The organism is Listeria weihenstephanensis, assembly GCF_003534205.1.
GTDB classification, from domain to species: Bacteria; Bacillota; Bacilli; order Lactobacillales; family Listeriaceae; genus Listeria_A; species Listeria_A weihenstephanensis.
Genome location: NZ_CP011102.1, coordinates 3,289,594 through 3,314,945, shown reverse-complemented (window position 1 = coordinate 3,314,945; position 25,352 = coordinate 3,289,594). Strand labels below are relative to the sequence as shown.

At 41.8% G+C, this 25,352-nt stretch carries 15 protein-coding genes; 12 read left to right on the top strand and 3 right to left on the bottom strand.

The genetic code is table 11. From position 1 onward, the window contains the following. Positions 1 to 3: 3 nt before the first annotated feature. The 12 genes from UE46_RS15810 (at position 4) to UE46_RS15755 (ending at position 15,575) form a co-directional block, all read left to right on the top strand. Positions 4 to 1,239: a hypothetical protein gene (locus tag UE46_RS15810; protein ID WP_036061376.1), complete on the top strand. Its 1,236-nt coding sequence runs from the start codon at positions 4 to 6 to the stop codon at positions 1,237 to 1,239. Further along, on the top strand, positions 1,239 to 1,823 hold the full coding sequence (locus UE46_RS15805) for a Crp/Fnr family transcriptional regulator (RefSeq protein ID WP_118907770.1): 585 nt from the start codon (positions 1,239 to 1,241) through the stop codon (positions 1,821 to 1,823). Before UE46_RS15810 ends, UE46_RS15805 begins: the two co-directional genes overlap by 1 nt. 358 nt (positions 1,824 to 2,181) lie before the next feature. Beyond that, on the top strand, positions 2,182 to 4,485 hold the full coding sequence (locus UE46_RS15800; RefSeq protein ID WP_036061378.1) for a glycosyl hydrolase family 18 protein: 2,304 nt from the start codon (positions 2,182 to 2,184) through the stop codon (positions 4,483 to 4,485). A 466-nt stretch (positions 4,486 to 4,951) separates the two neighbouring features. Then, positions 4,952 to 5,344 (top strand): hypothetical protein, encoded by a 393-nt coding sequence (locus tag UE46_RS15795; RefSeq protein WP_143812898.1) that lies wholly within the window; start codon positions 4,952 to 4,954, stop codon positions 5,342 to 5,344. A gap of 233 nt (positions 5,345 to 5,577) precedes the next feature. Continuing rightward, entirely contained in the window at positions 5,578 to 6,426 is an 849-nt protein-coding gene (locus UE46_RS15790; RefSeq protein WP_036061400.1) for an aldo/keto reductase, read from the top strand. A gap of 561 nt (positions 6,427 to 6,987) precedes the next feature. Beyond that, positions 6,988 to 10,440 carry a pectate lyase-like adhesive domain-containing protein gene (locus UE46_RS15785; protein ID WP_051492966.1) on the top strand — a complete coding sequence of 1,151 codons (3,453 nt, stop codon included), beginning with the start codon at positions 6,988 to 6,990 and terminating at the stop codon, positions 10,438 to 10,440. Positions 10,441 to 10,455: 15 nt separating this feature from the next. Continuing rightward, positions 10,456 to 10,809, top strand: a complete 354-nt coding sequence (locus tag UE46_RS15780; protein ID WP_036061380.1) for an LPXTG cell wall anchor domain-containing protein — start codon at positions 10,456 to 10,458, stop codon at positions 10,807 to 10,809. Next, the gene (locus tag UE46_RS15775) at positions 10,802 to 11,518 is read left to right on the top strand and encodes a WxL domain-containing protein (RefSeq protein ID WP_036061381.1); all 717 of its coding nucleotides are present in this window, start codon (positions 10,802 to 10,804) and stop codon (positions 11,516 to 11,518) included. The genes UE46_RS15780 and UE46_RS15775 overlap by 8 nt, the downstream gene beginning before the upstream one ends. 32 nt (positions 11,519 to 11,550) lie before the next feature. Next, complete coding sequence (locus UE46_RS15770) at positions 11,551 to 12,282, top strand: WxL domain-containing protein (RefSeq protein WP_036061382.1); 732 nt, start codon at positions 11,551 to 11,553, stop codon at positions 12,280 to 12,282. A 64-nt stretch (positions 12,283 to 12,346) separates the two neighbouring features. Then, complete coding sequence (locus tag UE46_RS15765) at positions 12,347 to 13,087, top strand: WxL domain-containing protein (protein WP_036061383.1); 741 nt, start codon at positions 12,347 to 12,349, stop codon at positions 13,085 to 13,087. 676 nt (positions 13,088 to 13,763) lie between these two features. Further along, positions 13,764 to 14,507, top strand: a complete 744-nt coding sequence (locus tag UE46_RS15760) for a WxL domain-containing protein (RefSeq protein ID WP_185426651.1) — start codon at positions 13,764 to 13,766, stop codon at positions 14,505 to 14,507. 99 nt (positions 14,508 to 14,606) lie between these two features. Continuing rightward, positions 14,607 to 15,575 carry a WxLIP family cell surface protein gene (locus UE46_RS15755; RefSeq protein WP_077912541.1) on the top strand — a complete coding sequence of 323 codons (969 nt, stop codon included), beginning with the start codon at positions 14,607 to 14,609 and terminating at the stop codon, positions 15,573 to 15,575. A gap of 78 nt (positions 15,576 to 15,653) precedes the next feature. Here the strand turns inward: UE46_RS15755 and ahpF are convergent, their stop codons facing one another. The 3 genes from ahpF to UE46_RS15740 form a co-directional block, all read right to left on the bottom strand. Then, entirely contained in the window at positions 15,654 to 17,183 is a 1,530-nt protein-coding gene (gene ahpF, locus UE46_RS15750) for an alkyl hydroperoxide reductase subunit F (protein WP_036061385.1), read from the bottom strand. 2 nt (positions 17,184 to 17,185) lie between these two features. Further along, positions 17,186 to 17,749 carry an alkyl hydroperoxide reductase subunit C gene (ahpC, locus tag UE46_RS15745; RefSeq protein WP_118907768.1) on the bottom strand — a complete coding sequence of 188 codons (564 nt, stop codon included), beginning with the start codon at positions 17,747 to 17,749 and terminating at the stop codon, positions 17,186 to 17,188. 293 nt (positions 17,750 to 18,042) lie between these two features. Then, on the bottom strand, positions 18,043 to 24,825 hold the full coding sequence (locus UE46_RS15740; RefSeq protein WP_233230949.1) for an immunoglobulin-like domain-containing protein: 6,783 nt from the start codon (positions 24,823 to 24,825) through the stop codon (positions 18,043 to 18,045). Positions 24,826 to 25,352 lie beyond the last annotated feature (527 nt).

The window sequence follows — 25,352 nt, the reverse complement described above, 5'->3', positions numbered from 1 at the left end:
CACATGATGATGTTTATGATTCTCTTTTTATTAGCGATATTCTCCAGTTTATTGGAATCGATGAGTCCTGCACTAAGCTACATTACAGAAATTATTGTCTTTGGCTTCATCGTGGCGGCGGCTATCAAGCTACTTTTTCTTGAAAAAGGACAGGTCAAATCACTAGATGTTTGGGCGATCGTAACGCTTTTATTATGTAGTCTTTTTGGCCTCATTGCTTTTATCCCTAATCTATTCAACGGGGCGCATAATACAATTTTGATGCAAGTATACACTTTTTTCGGTATGACAAAGTTTTTATTGATGTTTTATTGTGGGCGAATATTGCTGAAAAACACGAAATTTAAAAGCACGATACTGTGGATGAAACGTATTGCTTGGAGTTTTAGCCTCGTTTGTTCGGCGGCCTATGTATTGAATTTAGTTTTTCCGATTATGACAGGTTTCGATATTCGCTTCGGCATGTCAACGTATGCCTATGGGTTCGGCCATCCGGCGCCTTTTAGTATGGTCGTGCTTTTATTTACAGTATTGATGGTGTTTTTCTCATTGATTCAAAAAACGCGATTGCCATATGTTTATCTTCTATTAAACTTAGGTTTAGTTTTTACGGCGGGAAGAAGTACAGCAATTGGTATCTATGTATGCTTGTTTCTATTACTGCTATTATTTCCATACATCAAACGTTTACCAGCTTATGTATATGTCTTACTTGGGGGATTTCTTACATGGTTTAGCTGGGAGCGAATTGCGGATCAATTTGGAGCGGGTAATATGGAGGCACGTGGTGTGTTATTACGAACATCTGTTGAGATTGCTGAGAAGCATGCGCCATTTGGAGCGGGACTTGGTATGTTCGGATCGAACGCCTCACGCCTTCATTATTCACCGCTTTATTGGGAATATCAGATATCGCGTGTGTGGGGATTGTCTAGCATTAATCCATCATTCATCACAGATTCATATTGGGCGATGATTATTGGTGAGACTGGTCTACTTGGCGTTATAATTTTAATCGTACTATTTATTGTAACTGTTTTTGCGATTATACGATCTACAAGCGGAGATTTCAAAATTAAATTAATGGTTGTTTTTCCGTTTTTATATGCTTTATGTACAAGTCCAGTGGATACGTTATTAGTATCTGGGAGTATTGTTAGTGTGATGATGGCGGTGTTATACATGATGTCGTTATCTAAAGAAGTAGCTAATGAAGATGATTTTGAGGAGGGTATATAGTGGAAAAACCTACTATTGTAACGTTAAAGAAGGGGGATGTTTTGAGAGAACAAGGGGATTATATTGTTTTGTCGGGATATCTCATTTGCAGACTAAGCAGACAACTTATCAATTTTATGAGTACGGGGGATTTTATTGCGACAGATAATAGTATTTTTCGTTATGAGGCCAGGTCTCAGGTTCAACTTATGCTTATTCAAAATGATGGCATTGGATCAGTACAAGGTCGACGAGAGCTTGTACTACAAGAAAGAATGCTCGCCGTAGTTCGTCGCATGGATGGTTTTTTAGAATCATTGGAACGGAGGCTAATCATTTTATTGCATCAAGCCGGTGAAGAAATAGGCACCGTGACAAAAGACAATACTTGCGAAATTCCTTCCATACTAACACATCAAGAAATAGCGCAATACCTTGGGTGCACGAGGGAGTATCTATGTGGAATGCGAAAAAAAATGATGGCTGTAGGAAAAATTCTTGATAGCAAAGGCTGGATTTTGGCGGAATGGGACGGCTGGCAAGAGGAGGTTAATCCAGTTTATAACATGGGAGAAACCAGAATGGCCAATAGTAGTAAATATTAATACATAAGAAGATTCTCCAGATTCATGGTGGAGTCTTCTTTTTTGAAAGGAAATATAATTTTTCGGAGCAAATTAGTTAAATTTCTATCACTTTACAAGGTAATAATTACAATAATAATCCAACCTGTGTAAAATAAATCCAGACAGTGTAAGTGGTGTGTGTAACATATATTTCTTTTTGAACCGCATTGTTAACGCTTTCTTCTTGGCACGATACTTGCAACTTACATAAGTATCCAGGATTTAGTACACAATAAGAGGGGGATCTAACGGGGGATTTTTGAAATTCTGGGTTTTGAAAAGCAGAGAAAGTAAACTTACCGCAAGCAGAACGTAAAAATTATGAAGAGGTGAAGAAATGAAAAAGGTAACAAAGAGGGTAATTAGTGTAGTCTCAGTGTTGTTGTTAGTCGTTTCGTTATTTGCATCATCCGTTCTAGGTAATGTAGGGAATTCTTCTGTCAAAGCTAAAGCCGCCAGCACAACGGAAACTAGAAATGTTATGTATTATGGAGATTGGTCCATTTGGGGCGGGGAAGGTCAGTTTTATCCGAAAGATATACCAGCAGAGCAATTGACACATCTAAACTTTGCGTTTCTTGATTTCGATAGTAGTGGAAACTTGAAATTCACTGATAAAGATGCGGCAGTTGGCGCACCGGTTGGACAAGATGGAGTTCAATGGGGCGGAGCAAATGCGGGTATTTTAAACGCGTTACAAGATTTAAGAGCGAAAAACCCTAATATGAAGATTGGTGTTTCTATTGGTGGTTGGTCGAAATCTGGTGACTTCTCTGCAATTGGAGAAAATGCTACAGCGCGTGCTAATTTTGTAAGCAATGTTATGAAATTTATCAAATATACAAATATGGATTTCGTGGATCTAGATTGGGAGTACCCAGCATCGGTTCGTGCCGCTGACTTAGTGGATAACAAGAACGATGAAGGAACTCCGAATGCCAAACCTGCGGATAAACAAAACTATATTACGTTACTTCAAGATTTGCGTACTGCTTTAGATAAGCAAGGCGTAGATGTGAAGAAAAAATATGAGTTAACCGTAGCGTTGCCAGCAGCTCAAAGCACACTTGCAAACGGTGTGGACGTAGAGAAACTTTTCAATATTGTTGATTTTGCGAATATCATGACATACGATATGAACGGGGCTTGGACTCCAAATAGTGCGCATCACACAGCGCTTTACGGCAATCCAGCAGATCCTAATTATAACGATGGATTCTCTGTCGATCAAACTGTGAAATATCTGAAGAGTAAAGGTGCAGCATCGAATAAAATCGTTGTCGGCGCGGCATTCTATACACGTGGATGGAACAAGGTTGCAGCAGGCACGAGCACAACGCAACCAGGACTTTTCCAAGCCGCAGAAAAAAATAACAAAGATGCTGATCTCGGTGCAACATATGGCGCGCCAAATGAAAAAGCATTAGCTACTGGTGACGGTGGTCGTGCAGGTGGAGTTTGGGCGTATAAGAGCATCGATGCTTTGAAAGCTAAATCGCCAACGCTAGTCGAGTATTGGGATGACGTGGCAAAAGCGCCATACTTGTACAGTAAAACAACTGGCGAATTCTACACGTATGACAATGTCCGTTCTATTGCAGAAAAAGCGAAATATGTGAAGGATAATAATCTTGGCGGTATGATTTCGTGGATGCAGTCCCAAGATAAAGAAACAACCTCGACAAAACGTGATGAGTTAACAAAAACAATTAAACAAGGATTATTCGGCTCAGCGGCACTTGCTGCTAACCCAATCATCTATTCCAACTTAAACGTTGAAGCAACAGTAGCGCCGTACAGCGAAAATGGCGTTGGTTATGAAATCACAATCAAAAATAAAGAAGTAGCAAACGAAACAAATGAAGTTCTAAAAGCAACTGAATTTGCAGCAGAAACTGTGAAACTACCGAAGTTTTATATTCCTGTCAAAGCTGGCGAAACATTGACATCAGGGGATTATAAAGCAGGCACAGTAGCTACAGCAAATGGCTACACAACCGTCGATTTAGCGTCCGTTTTCGATGGACAAGAAATTCCGCAAGGCGCAACGTATACATTCCGTTTGAAATCGAACCTAACGTCTGTAAACGTGAGCAACATTGCGAATATTTCTCTAACACAACGCATGTCTAAAACAGGTACAGAGCTTGGCAAACAAGTTATTTTTGGTGGAGGCGCGGTTGTTCCTGATCCTAGCGATACAGTAGCACCAACAGCTCCAACGAATTTAGCAACAGTAGCAGCGAACGTGACAGATGTGGCGGTTCCATTAAGTTGGACAGCCGCAACGGATAATGTAGGCGTAGCAGGTTACAAAGTGTATCGCAATGGTACAGAAGTGGCGACTGTTTCTGGAACAACTTATACAGACACAGGACTTACAGCTTCAACAGCTTATTCGTATACTGTAAAAGCGTATGACGCAGCGGGCAACGTTTCGCCAACAAGCGCGACGCTTTCCGTAACAACAAAAGCTGGTACAGTAACACCGCCAGTTGGAACAGGTACGTGGAGTTCTACAGCGGTTTACAATCAAAATGATCAAGTAACTTACAATGGTCATACGTATAAAGCAAAATGGTGGACACAAGGTGATGTGCCAGGGGCTGAACAATGGGGCCCTTGGGAGCTTGTCGCGTGACGACAAACGCTCACTTTCGTCGTTAAAAGCTCCGTTCCGATGCTCACGTACAGTCGTACGCTCCGCTTCGGTACTCGCTTTTGCCTAGAAATTAAGCATTTGTCGTCCCGCTCCAGTTTTGCGGGGGATCGTGATTGGTGATTTATAGAGAAGTGGGAGAGGGAATTTGACTCTCCTGCTTTTTTGAGTTTTGTTTCATTACATGTCGATATTCGCTCTATAATTTGTTTGTAGTTCGCTGATGGAATGGAGTTTTTATATTAAATGCCGGTTTATGGCTTTTTCGAGTAAGAGTTAATTGCACCAGACTACATAAAATCCTAATTAATAATGACAAAAGTGTGAAAAATAGTCGTAAAATGAAAATAAATAAATTTTTGGATGATTATGTTTTAATAATAGCGTGTTAGAATGGAAGCAGACTGAAAAACAAATGTGTGTGTTATATCGATAGTCATCAATTACGTTGTTTAAGTTATTAAAGAAACGTAAAGAGAAAGGAAGAATTATAATAAATAGATCTGCGGAAAGCGCATTAGGGACAATAGGAAGTATTTTTGGCATTTTGATATCAAGTATATTTTTAATAATTACTTTAATCGTTTGGTTCGTTGGGGAAGCAAGTGGTTTTTTTCTGGTAGGCAGAATTATTGTTAGCTTAATAATGCTGATTTTATCTGGAATCGTGCTCAAAAATGTGTTTTCTTTAGAAGCAAATGTCAAATTGACTGGAACAATATTTATAATTATTGGTATGATTGGTTTTATTTTATGTTATCGATATCCTTTGGTTTGGGTAGGCCCAGGCTTAATATTTATTGTTCTTGGTGTAAAATGTTTACGAGGTATGGCGAGATGAACGATTTTATATAGAAAATTTACCTACTAAAATAGTTTTGTCAATGTCGTACATTCCGTGCATGTACTCGTCTTTGTCGTCCCGCTCCAGTTTTGCGGGGGATCGTGATTGGTGATTTATAGAGAAGTGGGAGGAGAACATGGCCTCCTGCTTCTTTTTGTGTTTATTAGTTGGAATATAGGGAGAGGAGGTCTATACTGGAGGGGAATGTTAGTGTGGAAGGAGTTTTTGATATGGAGTTGAGAAGTGCGGATACGAAGGGGTTTCATAATGGACAGGAGATTCCGCTTGTTGGGCTTGGGGTTTGGAAAATGGCGGATGAGCGGGAAGCTGTTGAGGCGATTCAGATTGCTGTGGATGCTGGGTACCGGGCGATTGATACGGCGAAGGTCTATGAGAATGAGGAGTTTGTTGGGCGCGCGATTCGGGAAGTCGATGTCCCACGTGAAACATTAACGATTACGACGAAGCTGTGGAACGCGGATCATGGTTATGATGAGACGTTGCGTGCTTTTGAAACTTCTATGAAAAAATTGCAACTGGATTATCTAGATTTGTATTTGATTCATTGGCCAGTGGGAAGTTATAAGGATTCTTGGCGTGCAATGGAGCGATTGTATAATGAGGGATTGGTGAAATCGATTGGTGTGAGTAATTTTCATCAACATCATTTAGAAAATTTGTTTACGACGGCGAATGAAAAACCAGTGATTGATCAGATCGAAATGCACCCGCTATTATCGCAAAAACCGTTGAGATCTTATTTAGAAAGTCAGGATATTGTGCATGAAGCTTGGTCGCCACTCGCGAAAGGTGGGGAGTTGCTGAATAATCCTGTATTGAAATCAATTGCGGAGGCTCGAGATTTGACGGTTGCGCAGGTGATTTTGCGTTGGCATTTGAATAATGGATCGGTGATTATTCCTAAATCTGTGACACCAGAACGGATTCGTAGCAATATTGATTTATTTGATTTTGATTTGAGTGCTGCGGATATGGAGCAGATTGATGCGCTGAATGAAGACAAACGTACAGGATCCGATCCCGATAGCGAAGAATTCTTAGCGCGTGAGTGGAAATAAGAAATTGTGAATGGGAGTCTATATTTTTCTATCAGGGAAAAATCTGATAGGGAAATAGGCTCCTAATTTTTTTGAAATAAATTTGATGTGGGAAAATAGGGGTGATATATTAGCAGAATTCAAGATATGTTAGTTTTGTTATTAAGATATAAAATAATTTAATATTCGATTTAATTATAAAAAAGCACTTATATATAGGGGTATGTAAATTCACATAGTTTTTAGAAAATAGTGTACTTTATAATTATATCGTTTTCTTCTTATCACGAAAGACTCTTTTTGTCAAATGCAGTATGTGAATTATAAGATGTTTTTTTATCATTTTTGTGTCTAATTTTTGTCTGGAAAAGAGAAAAAAATATCATTTTCGAGCAAAAAGGGTGAATTTTATTACAAATGTGGTATTATAAAGTTGTGAACGAGAGATTGTGAAAAACGGAAAAAATATATTATAAATTGGGTTTGACTATGTATGAATCGGGGAATATTGAATTAAATTATTATTTTTTTATAAAGTACTGAAAAAATAATCTTATTATGAAAAAAGGGGGACAGCTGTCTATGAAGGGGAAAACACATATCGTAAGGACGTTAATTGTGTTTCTTGTCGTGGGACTTATCACACTCGGCCCGCTAGAAAGTTTGGGCGCCATTCTTTCCAACCAGTCAAAAGAGAATACTTACATTGAGATAACAACGGATTTGACCGAAGTGCAATTGGATCAATCTGTTGTTATTAATTTTGACGATAAATCTGGAGATATGGATAACGAGGAAGGTAGTAGTGCGCTCAATTTTGTTATTCCAGAGGGTCTAACTTTTGATGAGGAGAAGACGATTGCTGAGAATGATGGAGTGGACGTTTTCACATTTGATGAGAAAGAGCGGCTCGTGAAAGTAGAGCAAACTGGTGATAAGCCGCTATACTCGGGGAAAATTGTTTTACAAGTGAGTAGTTCGGGTGAATTCCATGTTATTGCAAATAAGGTGATGGACGAACAAACTTACCTCTCCAATGAGTTAGTGATAACAGGTGTGGCTGACGAGAAGAAAGATGCCGAGGATGCGCAAGAAGTTGTGGCACCTAAGAAAGATGCTAATCCAGTTGTAGCGCCTATTGAAGAAGAAACTAAGGCGGAATCGGAGCAAAAAGCAACTGGTCGGGCAGCGAGAGCAGCAGGTGAAATGGATGTTTTTGATGATACGACTTTACGAGCAGCGCTTAACAACAAGGATATTTCAGTCATTAATATAACGCAGGATTTCATGGTTAATGCTAATGGGAACGAAATTAATCAATGGTTTACAACTAGACCGAATCTTGTGATAAACGGGAATAATCATACGGTAGATTTTGCGGGTCTTAGCGCTTACTTCGCTATAAGTCAGGCTGCTCCGATGAATCTGACAATTAAAGATATTAAAATATTCGGACGAAATTATTATGGACCTATCAGACTTACTGGGGTACGCGGTTATGGGAAAATAAGATATGAAAATGTGACCTATACTGGTGCTCAAATCACCGCTTCTTATGAGGCAGATATTGATATTGCTGGACGTGTAGAGTGTCGAATGGTCGCGAGTTATGTGAATTCTCAAGGGATTACAGTACCTACTTTAGCGAGTAATCAAGTGAATTTTGAAGCTACGAATATGAACTTTTTAGAAGGTTCGCATTATATTGGGAATACACTCGATGCTGGGGCGTTTCTACTTTATGCTGGTGGGAATGTAGATGTTGCTAAAAATGCAATTATCGATGTTACGTCTTATGGAAATATCGGTGAGGGGAACTCGATTTATGCGACCGTTGCAACACAAGGGAATATCAGTATCCATGATGGCGGGAAGTTTAATATTAATACGGATTCCGCGAGTGGTCGTGGTGGAATACGTGCGGATGGTGCTAGTAGTAAAATATTAGTGGAATCTGGCGGAGAGCTAAATATTAATACAAAAGGTGTATTGACGCCATCTAGGCATGGTATTTACCTTGGTGATGGTGCTAGTATAACTGTTCAGAATGATGCGAAATTGACGGTGCGATCAGAAAATACAGGAAACTCGGTAACAAATATCGTTAATGCAGGGAATAACAGTAAATTCGTTATTGGTAAAAAAGCAACTTTTAATGTGTATAGTGATGGAACGGGTAATAAACAATTAATTTATATCGGTCTCAATGCCACGTTCCAATTTGCGGATGCGGCGAGTGTTGATTTGAATCTAAATAATACGAATGCTCTCAGCCGCCTCATTTATATGTATGGTAATACTGGGAAACTGAATGTCGATGTTCAGCGGGTACTGGCCTGGAATACGGTGGGATCGACTGGGAACACGGGTGCTACGAAAGAATGGAATCCGATGTATGGCATGAGTATTAGCTACAACGGTGATAACGTTACGACAGCAGCGGGTAGTTCTTTGACAGCAGCTGTTCAAGATGATTTTAGAGCGAATTTCAGAACGCAGAATTTCAAACGTGTCTTGTTTGAGTACATTCCAGATGTTGCGGTCATAATGAATGATTTGACGGATAACAAAACGCAAAACGACAGTCACGTGATTACCGGTGTTACGAATCCGGGCGCTTGGGTAATTTTTAGCGGCTCGACGGTGATTCCAGCGGGAACTGTTCCTGCTCAGAGTATTAATGATGCAACACTTTATCATGTAAAAGCGGATGCTTCTGGGAATTTCACTTATTCATTACCTGCGAATAAATATTTCACGACAGGTGAATCGATCACTGCAACGGCTTATCTAAATGGGAAAAATGCCGCAGCAACCAAGGTCGTAAAAGATGGGACACCGCCTGATGCACCAGTTTTAAATGCGATAAAAGACAAAGATACAACCATTTCAGGAACCGCAGAAGCTAATTCCACGGTTAAAATTTATGGACCAGGAAATGTGTTATTAGCATCTGGTCAAGCTACGGCGCTTGGTGCTTATAGTATCGCGGTGCCAGCGGGAAGTCAGCCGTTAGTTCCGTATGTTGTATATACTGCTAAAGCAACGGATGCCGCGGGAAATGAAAGTGTTGCGTCAAACGCGGTCACTGTCTCTGATACCACGCCACCAACGGCAAGTCCGGTAATACAGGTGGTAAATGTGGGAGAAACGTTCACGACAAATGCCAAATCGCTTGTTCAAAATGTGCAAGATAACGGGGGAAATGGCGATGATAATATCACCTATACGATTACAAAACAACCAGATGTTTCGGTAGTTGGGTATACAACAGCGGAGGTTCAGGTTCGTGATCGTGCGAATAACGCGGTCGTGATTACGATTCCAGTTTTTGTGAAGGATTCATCGATTACAACAAACGATAAAGCGATGCTTCAAGCGCAAGACTTTCTCGTTTTCGGTAAGGATTTCCCTACAACACCAGCAGCTGTAGACCAAATGATTCTTACGCAAGGTAATGTTAAGGCTTGGGCTGTACCAGGTGGTCAGGATATCACATCGCAAGTTCTGGTAACGGATAGAGGTGGTTTATCGAAGACACCTGGAACGTATAACGTGAAAGTTAGCGTAGAAGGCCTTGAAAAAACGGTGGTCGTGACTGTCAAAGCGGGAACATTGGAGTTTAAAGATATCACACAAGATATCTCGTTTGGAACACCAACAATTAGTTCGAAAAAGAAAATTATTGAGCCAGAATCTGATTTGAAAGTGACGGTAGAAGACACACGCGCTGTGATCTCAGATTGGAAGTTATCGGCGAAATTGACGCAAAATTTACAAACGCAAGATGGTGAAGAAGTGGTAAATGCGTTGATTGTACGCCAAAAAGATCAACTCGGTACTATCACGGATATTCCTTTAAATACAACAGCGACACCAGTTTACGAAGATAAGACAGGTATCGAAGGTGTTAAAGTGATCGATATGGCCCCAAACCAAGCTCAAAGTATTTTACTCGACATCGAACCAGGTACGGTAAAAGCAAATAAGGAATACACCACTCAAATTGAATGGACACTCGAAAACGGACCATGATAAGGGGGGAAAACGATGCGAAAAATTATGATGCTTCTTGTCATTACAGCGTTTGGTGCTTTCCTATTTGTTAACCAACCTGTTCTGGCCGCAAGTTATGAGTCAGATGTCGGACTCACTTTTGAAGGATATGAACCGACTACCAACAAGCCAGGTGATAATACAAATAGTGGTGGTGAAACGCCTACTCCAACGGATACAAATACGCCATCAGGTGGCACAGATACGGGCCAAAATAACGGTACCGGTGCGTTGCCCGAAACAGGAGATACCGCTAGTGTGAGTCCAATTATTTTTGGTGCAGGATTTGTTCTTTTGGGAATCTATCTACTGTTTCGGAAGGCAAAAAGGGGGCGGACACATGTATAGCAAATTAAAATGGGTGTTAGTCGTCCCGCTTGTGTTGGCTAGTTTTGGGATGTACAGTGGCGAAACGTTAGCTGCTGCCTATAAATCTAAGGCGGATATGATTTTGGAAGGGAAGGTCGAAATTGTGCCCCCAGTCAATCCTGTTGATCCAACGAAACCGGTAAAACCTGTGAAACCAGGAAAACCGGGAACGCCGGGGCCGCTTAGCATTGACTATGCCTCGAGTATTCAGTTTGGCAAACATAAAATAGCCGATAAAGATGTCACTTTCTACGCTAATTTAGAGCAAGTCATCCAACTTGAAGATGGCAAGCAACTGGAAGTGCCGAACTATGTACAAGTGACGGATGATAGAGGCAATAACGGAGGTTGGCAACTCAATGTAAAACAAGCCAGCCAACTAAAGAATGGTAATCATGTTTTAGAAGGTGCTCAATTGACCCTTTTAAATACAAAGCTCGCTTCACCGTCCCATGGGAATGAACCGATTGTTAATAAAAATATCGAACTTAATCCAGTGAGCGGGGAATCCTCCCAAGTGATGTTTGCGAAGGCGGACCAAGGAACTGGAACATGGGTAAGTATGTTTGGTGGCGACGTAAATGAAGGGAAGAGTAGCATTAAGCTCACTGTTCCTGGAGAAACAAAGAAATATGAAGGCAATTACAGCACCACATTAATCTGGGAGTTATTAGATTCACCAATTTAATAGAAAAAGGGAAACATGAAAGGAGTGACGCCATGAAAAAGGGCATCCAATTGGCCTGTTGCATAACTATTGTGTCAATCGGGACATTGGGAATAGCGATCCAGCCGAGTTTTGCGGCAAGTACCACGTCAAAGGGAGATATTATTTTAGAGCGTGGTACAACGATTCACAAACCAGTTGATCCGACGTTACCAGGTGGTGGGCATGAAATAACGCCAACCGATCCAGACGTCAACCCACCAACGCCAGGCCCGTTAAGTATTGACTACATTTCGAATATCCATTTTGGCAAGCAAAAAATAAGCGGAAATGATATCACGTATTATGCCGATAGCGATCATATTAAGATTAACTCTACTGGTGTAATAAAAGCCGTACCGAACTATATTCAGATCACAGATGATCGCGGAAATAACGCAGGTTGGAAATTAACAGTTAAGCAAGATAGCCCTTTTAAAAATGGAACGCATACTTTAAAAGGCGCGATTTTAAAATTTAACAATCCAAAAGCAGATAGCGTCAAAGTTGGCTCCCTAAACAAGCCGAGGATGAAAGCTATCACACTGGATTCCACTGGTGCAAACGCGTCCGAAGCTATTTCAGCAGCTGAAAACCAAGGCATGGGGACTTGGGTTCACCTGTACGGGGCGAGCGCAGCAATCGGAAAACGAAGTATAACACTTGATGTACCAGGTGAAGTACCGAAAGTAGAAGGACTGTATAAGACGACGCTGACTTGGACATTAGGGGATGTCCCAGATTAAAAAGCGGATGACATGTTCACTAATAAAAGCTTCAACAAATTCAAATTAAAAGGAGATTAAAACAATGAATAAATTAGGGAAATTAGCATTAGCAGGGATTGTAGTACTTGGGGGAACACTTACTTACACGGCACCAACACTGGCAGCAGAAGTAGGATCGACAACTTCAAAAGGGGACATTACGTTCAAGCAAGATGATGGAACAACGCCAACAACACCAACCGATCCGACAGATCCAGGTAAACCGGTAACACCGACCGATCCAGATAAACCAACACCAACAACAGGTCCACTACGTATTGATTACATTTCGAATGTTCATTTTGGTGAACAAGTAATCTCAGGTAGCGATACGACCTACAAAGCAAAATATGATGAAGTTTTAACAAGCGATGGCGTTACGAAGAAATATGTCCCATCGTACGTACAAGTGACAGATAACCGCGGTTCAAACGCAGGTTGGAAATTACAAGTGAGCAACGACCAATTTGTAGCAGGCGCGAACGAATTAACAGGTGCAGTCCTGTCATTTAAAGACGCAAGATTGAACTCGACAAATACAGCAAGACCAGCTAATTTCGCAGCCGTAACCCTATCTGGCAATAGCGTAAACCAAGATGTGATCAACGCACCAGAAGACACAGGGATGGGCGTATGGACAAACACATTCGGAACAGTAACAGGCCAAGATGCAGACTCTGAAAATGATAGCGTAACACTAGCAATCCCAGGAGAAACGAAGAAAGTAGCAAGCAGCAAATACGTGTCGACATTGACATGGACGTTGACAGATACACCGGACTAATAGAAAAGCAGAAACGGCCCGTTAGACCCGAAAAAATTTGTTAGGTGGCGCAGTAAAAGTCCGCTTTCGACTTTTGCGGAGGCACCGAAAATTTCGAGGGGCTGGCCGTTGAAGCTGGATCCTACAAAGAGCAGAAACGGCCCGTTAGACCCGAAAAAATTTGTTAGGGGGCGCAGTAAAAGTCCACTTTCGACTTTTGCGGAGGCACCGAAAATTTCGAGGGACTGGCCGTTGAAGCTGGATCCCACGAAAAGCGTAAGAAGCCCGCTCAGCTCCGAAAAAAACTGGAGCGGCCGCAGTAAAAACCCGATCTTGGTTTTTGTGGAGGGCGTGAAGTTTACGAGGAGTTGGCTTCAGAAGCTAGATCCCACGAAAAGCGTAAGAAGCCCGCTCAGCTCCGAAAAAAACTGGAGCGGCCGCAGTAAAAACCCGATTTTGGTTTTTGTGGAGGGCGTGAAGTTTACGAGGAGTTGGCTTCAGAAGCTAGACCTGAAAGTGCCGTAATCCCAATCAACACCAATTCATTGAGACACCAGCCTTTCAAAATACCAAACTCAGTGGCTTAAGAGCCACTGATGGATTACATTTTCACTCTGTTTACATGCATATTGAGGCGCTAAATCGGCAAGGGGTGCCGTATAATATCTTCAACAAATTCAAAGGGGGAATTTTAAACATGAAACTTTTAAAAGTAGCAACTTTAAGCACGGTAATGGTAGCATCTCTATCCATCACAGGTCTAACTGCATTCGCCGCGGACAACGATACGTCATCTGATGCGAAGGTATTGTTCCAAGCGGATGATACTGGAACGACGACGCCAACCGACCCAACTGATCCGGGGAAACCAGTAACGCCAACTGATCCAGTAAATCCATCGACTGGACCATTGCGCATCGATTTTGCCTCTCAAATAAATTTTGGGGAACAAACGATTTCTGGGGCGGCGAAAGATTATTATGCATTATTCACAGAGCTACAACCAATCGATGATAGTGGTGCTCCCGTAGGCGCTAAAAAATATGTGCCACACTATGTACAAGTGACGGATAACCGAGGCTCCAATGCTGGGTGGAATTTAACGGTATCTGGAACTGCTTTTGAAAACAGTACAGGTGCAGAATTAACAGGTGCGACACTGACTTTGTCGGATGCTAAACTAAGCTCATCGATGGCCCCAACCTTAACGCCAGGAACTGTGACGCCAGAAGTAGTAGTGGGCACGACGCCAGGAATTCTTGTTAGCGCAGAAGCTGATAAAGGGATGGGAACTTGGGTAAATTCATTCGGAACTGTCTCAGGAACGAGTAACACAGATACAAATAAAAGCGTGAAATTACACGTGCCAGCGGAAGCTAAAAAAGTTGCTGGTGAAACGTATACCTCGACGCTAACATGGACAATCAACGATACGCCATGATGATAAAATTTTAAAAGTTCGATCTTGGGCAATGCTGCTTATTTGAAAAGAGCATTGCCCATTTTTGTGGATAGAGATCAAATATAGGTGGTGTAAACGATGAAAAAAAGTGTGCTACTAATGATAGTTACTAGTGTGATATTTGGAGCTACTTTTATACATACGGAAATAGTGCAGGCGGTAAAAACGAATTTCTCCGTGTCGGCAATTATTCCTGATAACCAGATTGATAAGTCAAAAACGTATTTTGATTTACGGGTGGAACCAGGGCAGGTGCAGGTACTTGAAGTTTTGCTGTCAAATGGGCGGGACGATCCGCTAACGGTAGAAACGAGCGCGCGCACGGCGACAACGAATAATAAAGGCTTGGTTGATTATGATAATACCGCGATAAAAAAGGATGAGACATTGAGATATCCCTTCTCGGAAATGGCAGAGCTTCCGAAAGAAGTAACGATTCCAGCCAGGCAAAGCAAGACGTTGAAAGTGAAAGTAACGACGCCTAGCAAGCCATTTAGTGGTGTGATTCTAGGTGGAATTCATATTTCTGAAAAGGATACTCAAATAAAGCGTGATTATATCGTAGGTGTGATTATTTCTGAGAACAGCGCGGAAGTGAAAGCGGATATGAAATTGAATGGGATCAAACTGGCCCAGGATAACCATCGCAACGTGTTGAAAGTCAATTTACAGAATCCGAAACCGATGATTTTACCAAATTTAGCAGTGGATGCGCACGTGTACCGAGAAGGTAGCGAAAAGTTACTTTATGAGACGAAAGAGTATGGATTACGCATGGCGCCGAATTCTAACTTTGATTTCAGTATTAATTGGAATAATCAGAGGTTCCAGCCAGGGAAATATCGCTTGAAGATGGTGATGGCATCGGATAATCGAAGTTGGAAATGGGAGGAACCTTTTGAGATAACAAGCGAGGTAGCAACGAAATTGAACGATACTGCAACGTTAACTGAGTCGAATGATACGATATGGTATATTATTGGGGTGAGCGTGGTTATCTTGCTAGGAATAGTGTATGTATGGCGGCGGCATTCGCGGGAAGATTAAGATTTTAAAATAAGAAGAGGCACGTGAAACCTATTTGTAGCGGTAGGTTTCACGTGTCTCTTTTCGTGTATTAATATTCTAGTTACGAATCATGTAATCAAATGCGCCGAGTGCTGCGGTAGCGCCAGAGCCCATCGAAATAATGATTTGTTTATAGGCGCTGTCTGTGCAATCCCCAGCTGCGAATACACCGGGAACGCTTGTCTCGCCGTGTTTGTTCGTTATAATCTCGCCCATTTTATTACGCTCGATATCGTCTCCAAGCCATTCCGTGTTCGGCGCGAGGCCAATCAAGATGAAGACTCCCTCTACATCCACATGGACTTCTTCGCTTGTTTCGCGGTTCACATATGTGATGCCATCGACTTTATCCTGTCCTGTAATTTCCTTCGTTTGTACGTTTTTCAAAACAGTGACATTTGGTAAGGAATAAAGACGTTTCTGCAAAACTTCGTCGGCTTTTAATTCCGGCATAAATTCGAGTACAGTGACATGCTTCACGGTACCAGCGAGATCGATCGCCGCCTCAATGCCAGAGTTTCCACCGCCGACAACAGCGACATTCTTCCCTTCAAAAAGTGGACCATCACAATGTGGACAATATGCAACGCCTTTATTTTTGAACTCCTGTTCACCAGGAACGCCAACGTTACGCCATCTTGCACCAGTCGAGATAATTGCTGTTTTAGTCGTTAAAATAGCGCCATTTTCGAGCGTTACTTCCACGTTTTCATTCTTCTGAATGCTTTTGGCGCGTACTTGTTTCATCACATCAACGCCGTATTCGTTCACGTGTTCTTCAATCTGCGCAATCAGTTTTGGACCTTCTGTATATTTTGTGCCGATCACGTTCTCGATGCTTAACGTTTCTAAAACTTGACCACCGAATGTATCGGCTACGATTCCAGTTCGAATCCCTTTACGCGCGGCATAAATCGCGGCACTGGCACCTGCTGGACCGCCACCAATAACGAGGACGTCGAACGGTTCTTTATCTTCAAATTCAGAGGCATCTGCTTCGCCTATGATGTTTGTGAGGATTTGCTCGATAGTCATGCGGCCACTCCCAAATAGGGAGCCATTCTCAAAAATAGTCGGTACAGCCATGATATTTTTAGCTTCTACTTCCTCTTTAAACATGCTGCCTTCGATCATTGTATGTGAGATATTCGGGTTCAGTACACTCATGATATTGAGCGCCTGTACGATATCAGGGCAGTTGTGGCACGTCAAACTTACGTAAGATTCAAAATGATGTGGCGCGTTGATTTTTTTAATTTGGGCTGCGACTTCATCACTGATTTTCGGTGGACGGCCACTTACTTGTAGTAATGCTAAGATAAGTGAAGTAAATTCATGTCCAAGCGGAATCCCGGCGAATACAATTCCAAAGTCGGTATCTTCACGTTCGACACTAAAGCTTGGTGTTCTTGGAAGTGAGCCGCGTTCTAAACGGATTTTTGGAGACATATCCGCGATTTCTGTGACGAATTCGAGTAATTTTTGCGAGTTTTCATCTGTTGCGACGCTTACTTTTAAAACAATATTTTGTTCCAGTAAATCCAGATAGCCCGCGAGTTGGTCTTTGATTTCTTTATCTAATGCCATTTTTAAATTTTACCTACTAGGTCTAGGCTTGGTTTCAGTGTATCTGCGCCTTCTTTCCATTTTGCGGGACAAACTTCGCCTGGATTGTTTCGTACGTATTGTGCAGCGCGAATTTTATCAACTAAAGTACTGGCGTCGCGACCAATACCATCTGCGTTAATTTCAATTGTTTGGACAACGCCGTTTGGATCGATGATAAATGTTCCGCGATTTGCCAAACCTTCTTCTTCGTCCAACACGTCGAAAATACGTGAGATTTTATGCGTAGGGTCGCCGATCATGATATATTCGATTTTGCCGATTGCGTCGGAAGAATCGTGCCATGCTTTATGTGTGAAGTGCGTGTCTGTAGAAACAGAGTAAACTTCTACGTCTAGGTCTTGTAATGTCTTATATTGGTCTTGTAAATCCTCTAATTCAGTTGGACAAACGAACGTGAAATCAGCTGGATAAAAACAAACTACGCTCCATTTTCCTTTAAAATTCTCCGATGAAACATCAATAAATTCACCTTGATGGAAAGCTTTTGCATTAAACTCTTCTATTTCTTTACCGATTAATGACATATATAATTCCTCCTTAGATTCTTTTGCTATGTGAAACAGCACACTTAAAATTATCAACTTAATTGGAGGGAATGTCAACAGTTATTTATAATGTTTATTGTTTTGAATTCGATATAAATAAATCGAGTCTGCTTAAACCGCTTTACATCAACAAATTTGATTCGGTATTTATTATTAGTTTTTTATAATACTTTTTATTTTATCAATTAAGGTTTTGTTTTCTCATTTGTGTGCGGATAGATATTTGGAAATTTACTACAAAAAATCCCTGCAAAATTAGCAGGGAGTAAAGATTATTTATATACGACTATATTGCTCGTTTGGAGTATGGTGCCGATTGCGTCATATGCGGTTAGCACGACTATATCGGTTTCGTTTTTGATCAATGTCTTTGCATAGTATTGGAAATCTGGCCCTGGTATTGGAACATTGATCGTTGTTTGTTTCGCGCCATTTACAGTGAGGCTGATTTTGACTATATCGCCCGTATACTGCCCTTTTACGTAGCTATCTACGCCAATTAAGAAAGGATTAGCAGTGATCGTACCGTTTACAGATATGACTGGCACGGTTTTGGTACTTACTGCGACACCAGCTGTATTGTATCCTACGAGTTTTACGATATCTGATGTTTGTTTGATGCTCGTTTTTGCGTAATATTTAATGATTCCATCGGTTACGTTGATGCGTTGCAAGGTAACGTTGTTGACTTGTAGCTCCACTCGTGCGATATCATCGGTGTACGTTCCTGTCACATAGCCGTCTTTACCTAGATTGAAGGCAGACACAGAGTTGATAACGCCAGTCGTTTCTTTAGCTATCGTGACGGTTTTAGTATCTAGAAGTTTACCCGTGTTATCATAACCGGTGATTTTCACGATGTCTGTCTGGTTGCGGATCACGTTGTTTGCGTAATACTTGAAATCTGGCGCAGTGACGCTGATTTTCGTACTTTCCACATTATTCACGGTTAAACTAATTTTCGCGATGTCACCAGATAACTGCCCTGTGATGTAATTATCTTTGCCGATATTAAAAGTAGCGATGGAAGTGATGGCGCCAGTTGTGGTTACTTCCTTGGCAACGATGATTGACTTGGTATCAAGCACTTGACCATCCGTATCATACGCGGTTATTTTCACGACATCGGTTAGGTTACGAATCAGATTGTTCGCGTAATACTTGAAATCGGGTGCGGTAACGCCGATTTTTGTGCCCTCAGTTCCATTCACAGTTAGACTGATTTTCGCGATATCACCAGACAATTGCCCAGTAACATAGTTATCCTTACCTATATAAAAGGTGTTCGGTGTTAGCTGTCCGCTTGTTTGTTTTTGTACGTTTACCTTCGTTTTTTGTAGTTCTTTGCCGTTTGCATCATAGCCAATCGCGTACACAATATCTGTTGTTGCGTTAATTTTCCCTTTTGCGTAATATTGGTACGGTGAGCCTGTCGCGTTGATGATTTGTAGCGATGTTCCATTTATTTCGAGGCCAATTTTAGATACGGCGCCGGTGTATGTCCCTTTTACATAGTTATCTTTTCCGATTGAAAAATCATTCGTTGTAATGCTTCCTGATGTCTTGCTTTTTAGTAATTCTGCGGCTGTATTTAACTGCTTTTGTAGAGCCGCTTTTGCTGTTGTATCGGATACGGCATCGACTGCTTTTTGGGCTGCGTCAATTGCTTTTTGATCGGTTGTATCTTTGAGTGATCCTGATGCGGGATTGTTATCAGCGAACAATTCGGAGACTGCTTTTTTAGCGGCCGCTTCCGTTTTCGCTTGTTCGGCTGCGAGGGCATTATCGATCATTGGCCCCCAGTTATTTGTTGTGAATGCGCGGACGGTAAGCGTTGTTGTTTTGTCGAGTGTCGTTCCAGGCGTGTATTTCGTAGCTTTCGTTGAAACGATGCCGTCTGCTCCCATCGGATCGCTGCCGTCTGTCGTATAGTAAACATCTGTGTTAGCGTTCGGATTGTCGAGTGTTACGCCAGCACTTGTCGTCACGATGTCTACATTTTGCAGTGTATGCGCCATGTTGTATTTCAGCCACATTTCAAGCGAAAATTTCACGCGGTCTGTCATTTGGCTCTGTACTTTCGTTTGCATCGTTAGCCAGTCTTTATAAATGGTACTTCTAGCGCCCATGAAAGCTGCATCGAGTTTGTACGCGGAATCAAGTTCTTTTTGGTTGTCTAGGATGAGTTGCTGTACATTATTTACAGATAAAGGAGCGCCAGTTGTTCCTGTGAAATTACCGTTTGCGGGCCCGATTTGCGCGAGAACTTGGTCTTTTACGAGCGTTTTAAACTCAAGATTTCCGGCTGTTGCTGTAGTACTATCACCAGAAAAACTTCCGAATAAAGCGCCCGCGCCACGTCTGGAAACATAGTCTACATTCCATTTATAGCGATATGTCCCACCACCACCGGCAAGGGCCGATTGGGAAGTTCCAGTACCACCGTTATTATAAAAAGCGCCATCGGTATCATTGATGTTGAATTTCATTTTCGTGCCGCTTCCGTTTAAAATATCGTTGGACACGACGGCGTCTACTTCTTGCTCTGTATCGACAAACATAAATAGAATTTGCGTTTTAATTAAGTCCTCGACATCCACGTAGTTCTTGAATTCTTGGAAATTTTTTGCGGCCGCAACGGCTTTTACTTTCGTCAAAATGTTCGTGTCACCGTCGCCTGATTCGACAATTCCAGGGACAAAATAGCCATCTTGGAACCGGATCTTGGTGTAATCATCATCGTCACCGCCGAAATATTCTTCAAACATGTTCTGTCCAAAGTCTTCGCGCATTGTTTTTACGCCCATATATTTGCCGTTATAGAAGTAATGAACGTATTTTGTGCTTAGCGCAATTTTGCCCATTTGTTTGGCTAGAGTATTGGTAACAGTCTCGTCATAGCGGTTATAGCCTAGGTTGTAAATATCGTTTTGCGGACCGTCTTGGCCTTCTTTAAGCTCTAATTTACTGAATTTATTTACAACAGGGAAGGCATCGCCAGGTACGGGATCAAAGAAGCTGTATTTGGCCTTTTTTGCGCCGTAATCGCGATGGAACTTAACAGAAACGCCTGAGTTGTATTGACCTGCGCTGACTTGTCCAAATTTTTTCGCTCCAGAGTAGCTGAAGAAGTTGGTTCCGCCGCTATTCATATGCGTATCTAAAAATTCGAATGTTCCTGGTGTTTGCGTCGTTGCATTGAGAGCACTCGCGTCACCGGTAACAGAAACGACTGGGAAATCACTCATGCCTTTGGCGTATTCCTCACTTGTGATCGTGTTTTTGAATTGCCATTGATAGCCGCTCGTTACCTCGTTCTTATAGTTGTCGCGGAGAACATAAGTGCTTGAAATGACGCCTGTATTTCCAGCAGCATCGTAGCCGTAAACTTTGACAACGGTCGTTTTATTGATCGTTATCGGACCCGTGTAAGTCGTGCCCTTCGTTGCGCTCGGATCAGATCCGTCTAGTGTGTATTTCAGCGTTGTGCCTGCTTTAGATGAGAGAGTGAGATCAAATCCTGTGTCGTACATGCCACGTTCTTTGCTAAATGTTACAACATAGTTTACCTGGCCATCATTATTTGATTTTCCGAATGTGTCGGAGGTGAATAATGTTAAGTTCTTGCTACCATCTTGCACACGCCCGAATGACTGGTTGTAGGATTGCTTCGTGTATTTGATCGAATCTACGGTCTTCATTTCAGAACCAATTTTAGCAGATAAAACGACGTCGCCACTACCGCCGATTTCGAAGCTCAGATGGTTGTTTCCTAGCTCAGGCGCTTTATCAGAATACAAGACGCGGTATCCTTTTGCGGGAATGAGTAGGTTAGAAAACTCAAATTTATCGAGTGTTTTCGTTTTATCTGTGATGTACATTCCTTTATCTAAAATAACTGGAACATCGTTGTCGTTGTAGAGCTCGATCCATGCTGCTTTGGAATTCGCGGTACCTTCTGATGATAATTCGTTGATGTAGACGTTTTTGATTTTGTCTGGCGTGGTGAGGGCGCCTTCAATGCTTGGGCCTTTTCCAGAGTTTTTATATTTGATAATTAGTCGGGCTGATTTCGCGCTGCCACCTTGGAAAACGCTGCCGATGTAGTTATCGCCGTCAAGACGGAAGGCCATCGCTTGTCCATCTTTCCAACCAGCTAAGCGATTTTCATTGATGATATCTTTGAGGTTTGCAGTACGAACGGTTTGATTCGCAGTTGCAAAAGCGGGCTGACTATATTTCACTGCTAAATTGCCATATTCGCGTGATGTGATGTTACCAACAACGCTCTTATAAGTCTCTGGATTACCCAATTCGGAGCGGATTTCAAGGTTTGAGCTAACCTTATTTGCTGTCGTTGCATCGGTTGTAAATTCCATGTAAGCATCTTCAATTTCTGCTGATTCTGGGATGGTGACATTGGCGAAGCGGAAAGCAGATATGTCTTTATAGGCTGGAACTAGGCTTGCCGCGTAGTATCCGCCAATTCTTAGACTCGCATTAAGCTCTATCGCTTTGGCCGTTCCATACTCTTCGGCGTCATCAGAAGCTGTGGCAACTTGTCCACTGAAATCACCAGAACCAGAGTAATATTCCAAGACTAATTTAGGCGCCATTGCAGAGCTTGATTCATACGAGCGAGCGATGTAAGCACCAGTTTTATCACCATCTACTTTGAATACGAGGTTTTTCAAATCTGGATTAGCAGAACGCATTTCCTCAATTATCGGCGTTAAATCATCGGTGTTTACAAGGTCATTTGCCGCCACTTTCGCAGGTGTCGCTGTTTTGATCGCGCTATTCGTCAGTTTGCGATTATTGAAAGAATCAACGGTTGTCGCAAAAGCATCGCCGTTTCCGATTTCCCCAGTTACTGTAAAATTGGTTGGTGTGCTAGAGGCATCGCGCGTTGTGAAGACGAGATGGGCTTTAGTAATCACGGCATCCTCAGGAATCGAGACATCCGCAAAACGAACAAAAGTGGACTGAGGTACAGCATTTAAAACACCGTTCAAATTGAGTCCAGTACTAGTTGAGTTAACAGACGTAGAGGTCACAGCCGCATCATCCGTGCCTGCTTTGACGGTGTATTCCTTTTTGGCGAGCGGTATACTTTCTGCATCTTCGCGAATCGAGTAGGTATATGATTGAACACCACTATTTTGTTTCGCATTATACGCATAGGCTTTTACCGTCATATTTTTGTCGATCGTGATCGGTTTTGTGTAGGCCGTTCCATTTGTTTCGCTTGGAATCGAGCCATCTGTGGTGTATTTGATCGTGTTAATGCTATCCGTTGTCAGGGTTAAATCGAAAGCTTTCGCATAAATTCCTGTTTTTTGACTAGCCGTAACAGTGACGATTGGAGTAGCGGCATTGTTAGAACTGCCGTAAGTCCCAGGTTTGAAAGTAACTAAGCTAGCATCGCCATCATTAAAACGCCCGATTGTTTCGTTAAAATTCATTTTTCGAACGTCAAAGGAATCGATTGTGTTTGAGCTGTTGTTGTATTTTGTTGATAAATAAAGCTTTGTCGCGCGATCGCCTAATGTGAAATTAGCGGATGCATTATTTTGCGTCCCGTCCGCTTTCACAATACGATATCCTTTCGCGGGGATATAGAGGTTTTTCAACTCTGATTTATCCAAAGTAGCTGCATCATCAGATAGGAAAACATTATTTTGGAAAAGTACAGGAGCGTCATTGTTATTGAAAAGCTCGATCCAGCCAGTATTTTCGGCATCTGTTCCTATACTTGCGACTTCATTGATAAAGACATTTTTGATTTTCGCGGGATCTGTGATTAAGTCATCACTAACAGCTCCATTTTCGCTGTACTTATATTTGATCACGAGTTTTGGCTGGTAAGCTGCGGTGGATCCAGCTTGATAAATACTGCCAATATAGTTGTCACCATCGACCTTGAAGGCAAGCGCACTGCCATTTTCCCAGCCCATTAAGCGCGTTTCATCGATGATATTTTTAAGGTTAGGTGTTCGTACGGCTTGGTTTGCAGTTGTGAAGGATGGTTGTTGGTACTTGATGGTGGAAGAGGTATAGTTTCGTTGACTAATGTTTCCAGCGATGTTGGCATATGTTGCTGGATTGCCAAGTTCGGATGATATGACCATATTGGAAACACGATCTGCGACAGTGGCCCTTGTGGTGAATTCTAGATAGGCATCTTCAATTTCCGCGTTTTCTGGAAGTTCGACATTACCAAAACGGAAGCCGGAAATCTCCTTATTTGCGGGGGTAAGCGTAGTAGAGGCGTAACCGCCAATCTTCATTTCCGCGTTCAACTGGATCGCGTTACTCACGCCAGTTTCTTCCGCATCATCGGAGGTATTGCTAATATTCGCTGTGTAATCACCAGATGGAGAGGTGTATTCGACGATAAGTTTCGGTGCCATCGTTGCATTTGATTCATAAGATCGCATAACGAATGCTCCCAGACCGCTACCTGCTACTTTGAAAACGTAATTTTGAATGTCGGCAGTATTAGCACGCATTTCGTTTAATATAGAAGAAACATCATTTGTATTGAAAACGGTATTCGTCGCAACAACTGGTGTAGTCATGCTTATCGCTGCTTTTGTGAATGTGCGATTGTTAAAGGAAGCAACCGTATTTGTGAATTCAGCCTGTGTTCCGATTTCCCCTGTGATGTTAATTGTCGTAGATTGACTGGCAGACGAGGCATCACGTGTTGTAAATGAGATATAAGCGTTGGAAATTTTCGCGTCGCTAGGGATTGTGACATCAGCAAAACGTAAATAGGTTGCTTGAGGCACGCCGCTTACAACGCCATGTAAATCAAGTCCAGTACTTGTTAAATTCACGGCTGAACCGCTAACTTCTACATCATCTGTCCCTTTTTTAATTGGGTATTCTTTTTTGTGTGAAAATGTTTGTTCATTTTGTGAGATGCTTTCTGTTTTTTGTGGTACGGCAGTTTCCGCGAACACGATGTTTCCGATCGAAGTTGGTACCATTAAGGAAGCGATCATCGCCACCGATAGAACTTTTAATCCAAATTTCTTTTTAAATTTCATGTTTAAAATCATAACTACTTATGCATTATACTCTGATGAGCAGTAGTTATATCCTCCATTCTTTTTGTGAACTTGTTTTCTTTTTAAATCTAATTGTGACGGTGTTTTTTTCTACATGTGGAATTATTTTGTAGGCTGTTTTTCATCTCGATTTTCGGAGTGTCTGAACGTGGAAATTCATATCTGGGGTTAACGCCAGTAATGTTTTAGGTTGTTTTTATTCACCGCTTTCCTATTTGTTTTGACGAGTGGATTACACAGGCAATCCTCCTTGTCTCTACTTATATCTTATCGTGATTTTGCGGAGGGGGTCATCAAAATGGGAACCTTTTTTTAAAATAAAAAATCGGGAGTTCACAAAAAAGACATCATATTTCTAGCGTGAAACCCGGCTTTTTTATTCTTTTTTATGTATTTTTATGCATTAGGAAGAGGCGGTTCATTGGGTGAAAAGGATATGTTTGGCAAGATGGTTTTAGAATAATCAGTTTGCAAAATATATCGAGTTGTCATTATGAGGTCATAGA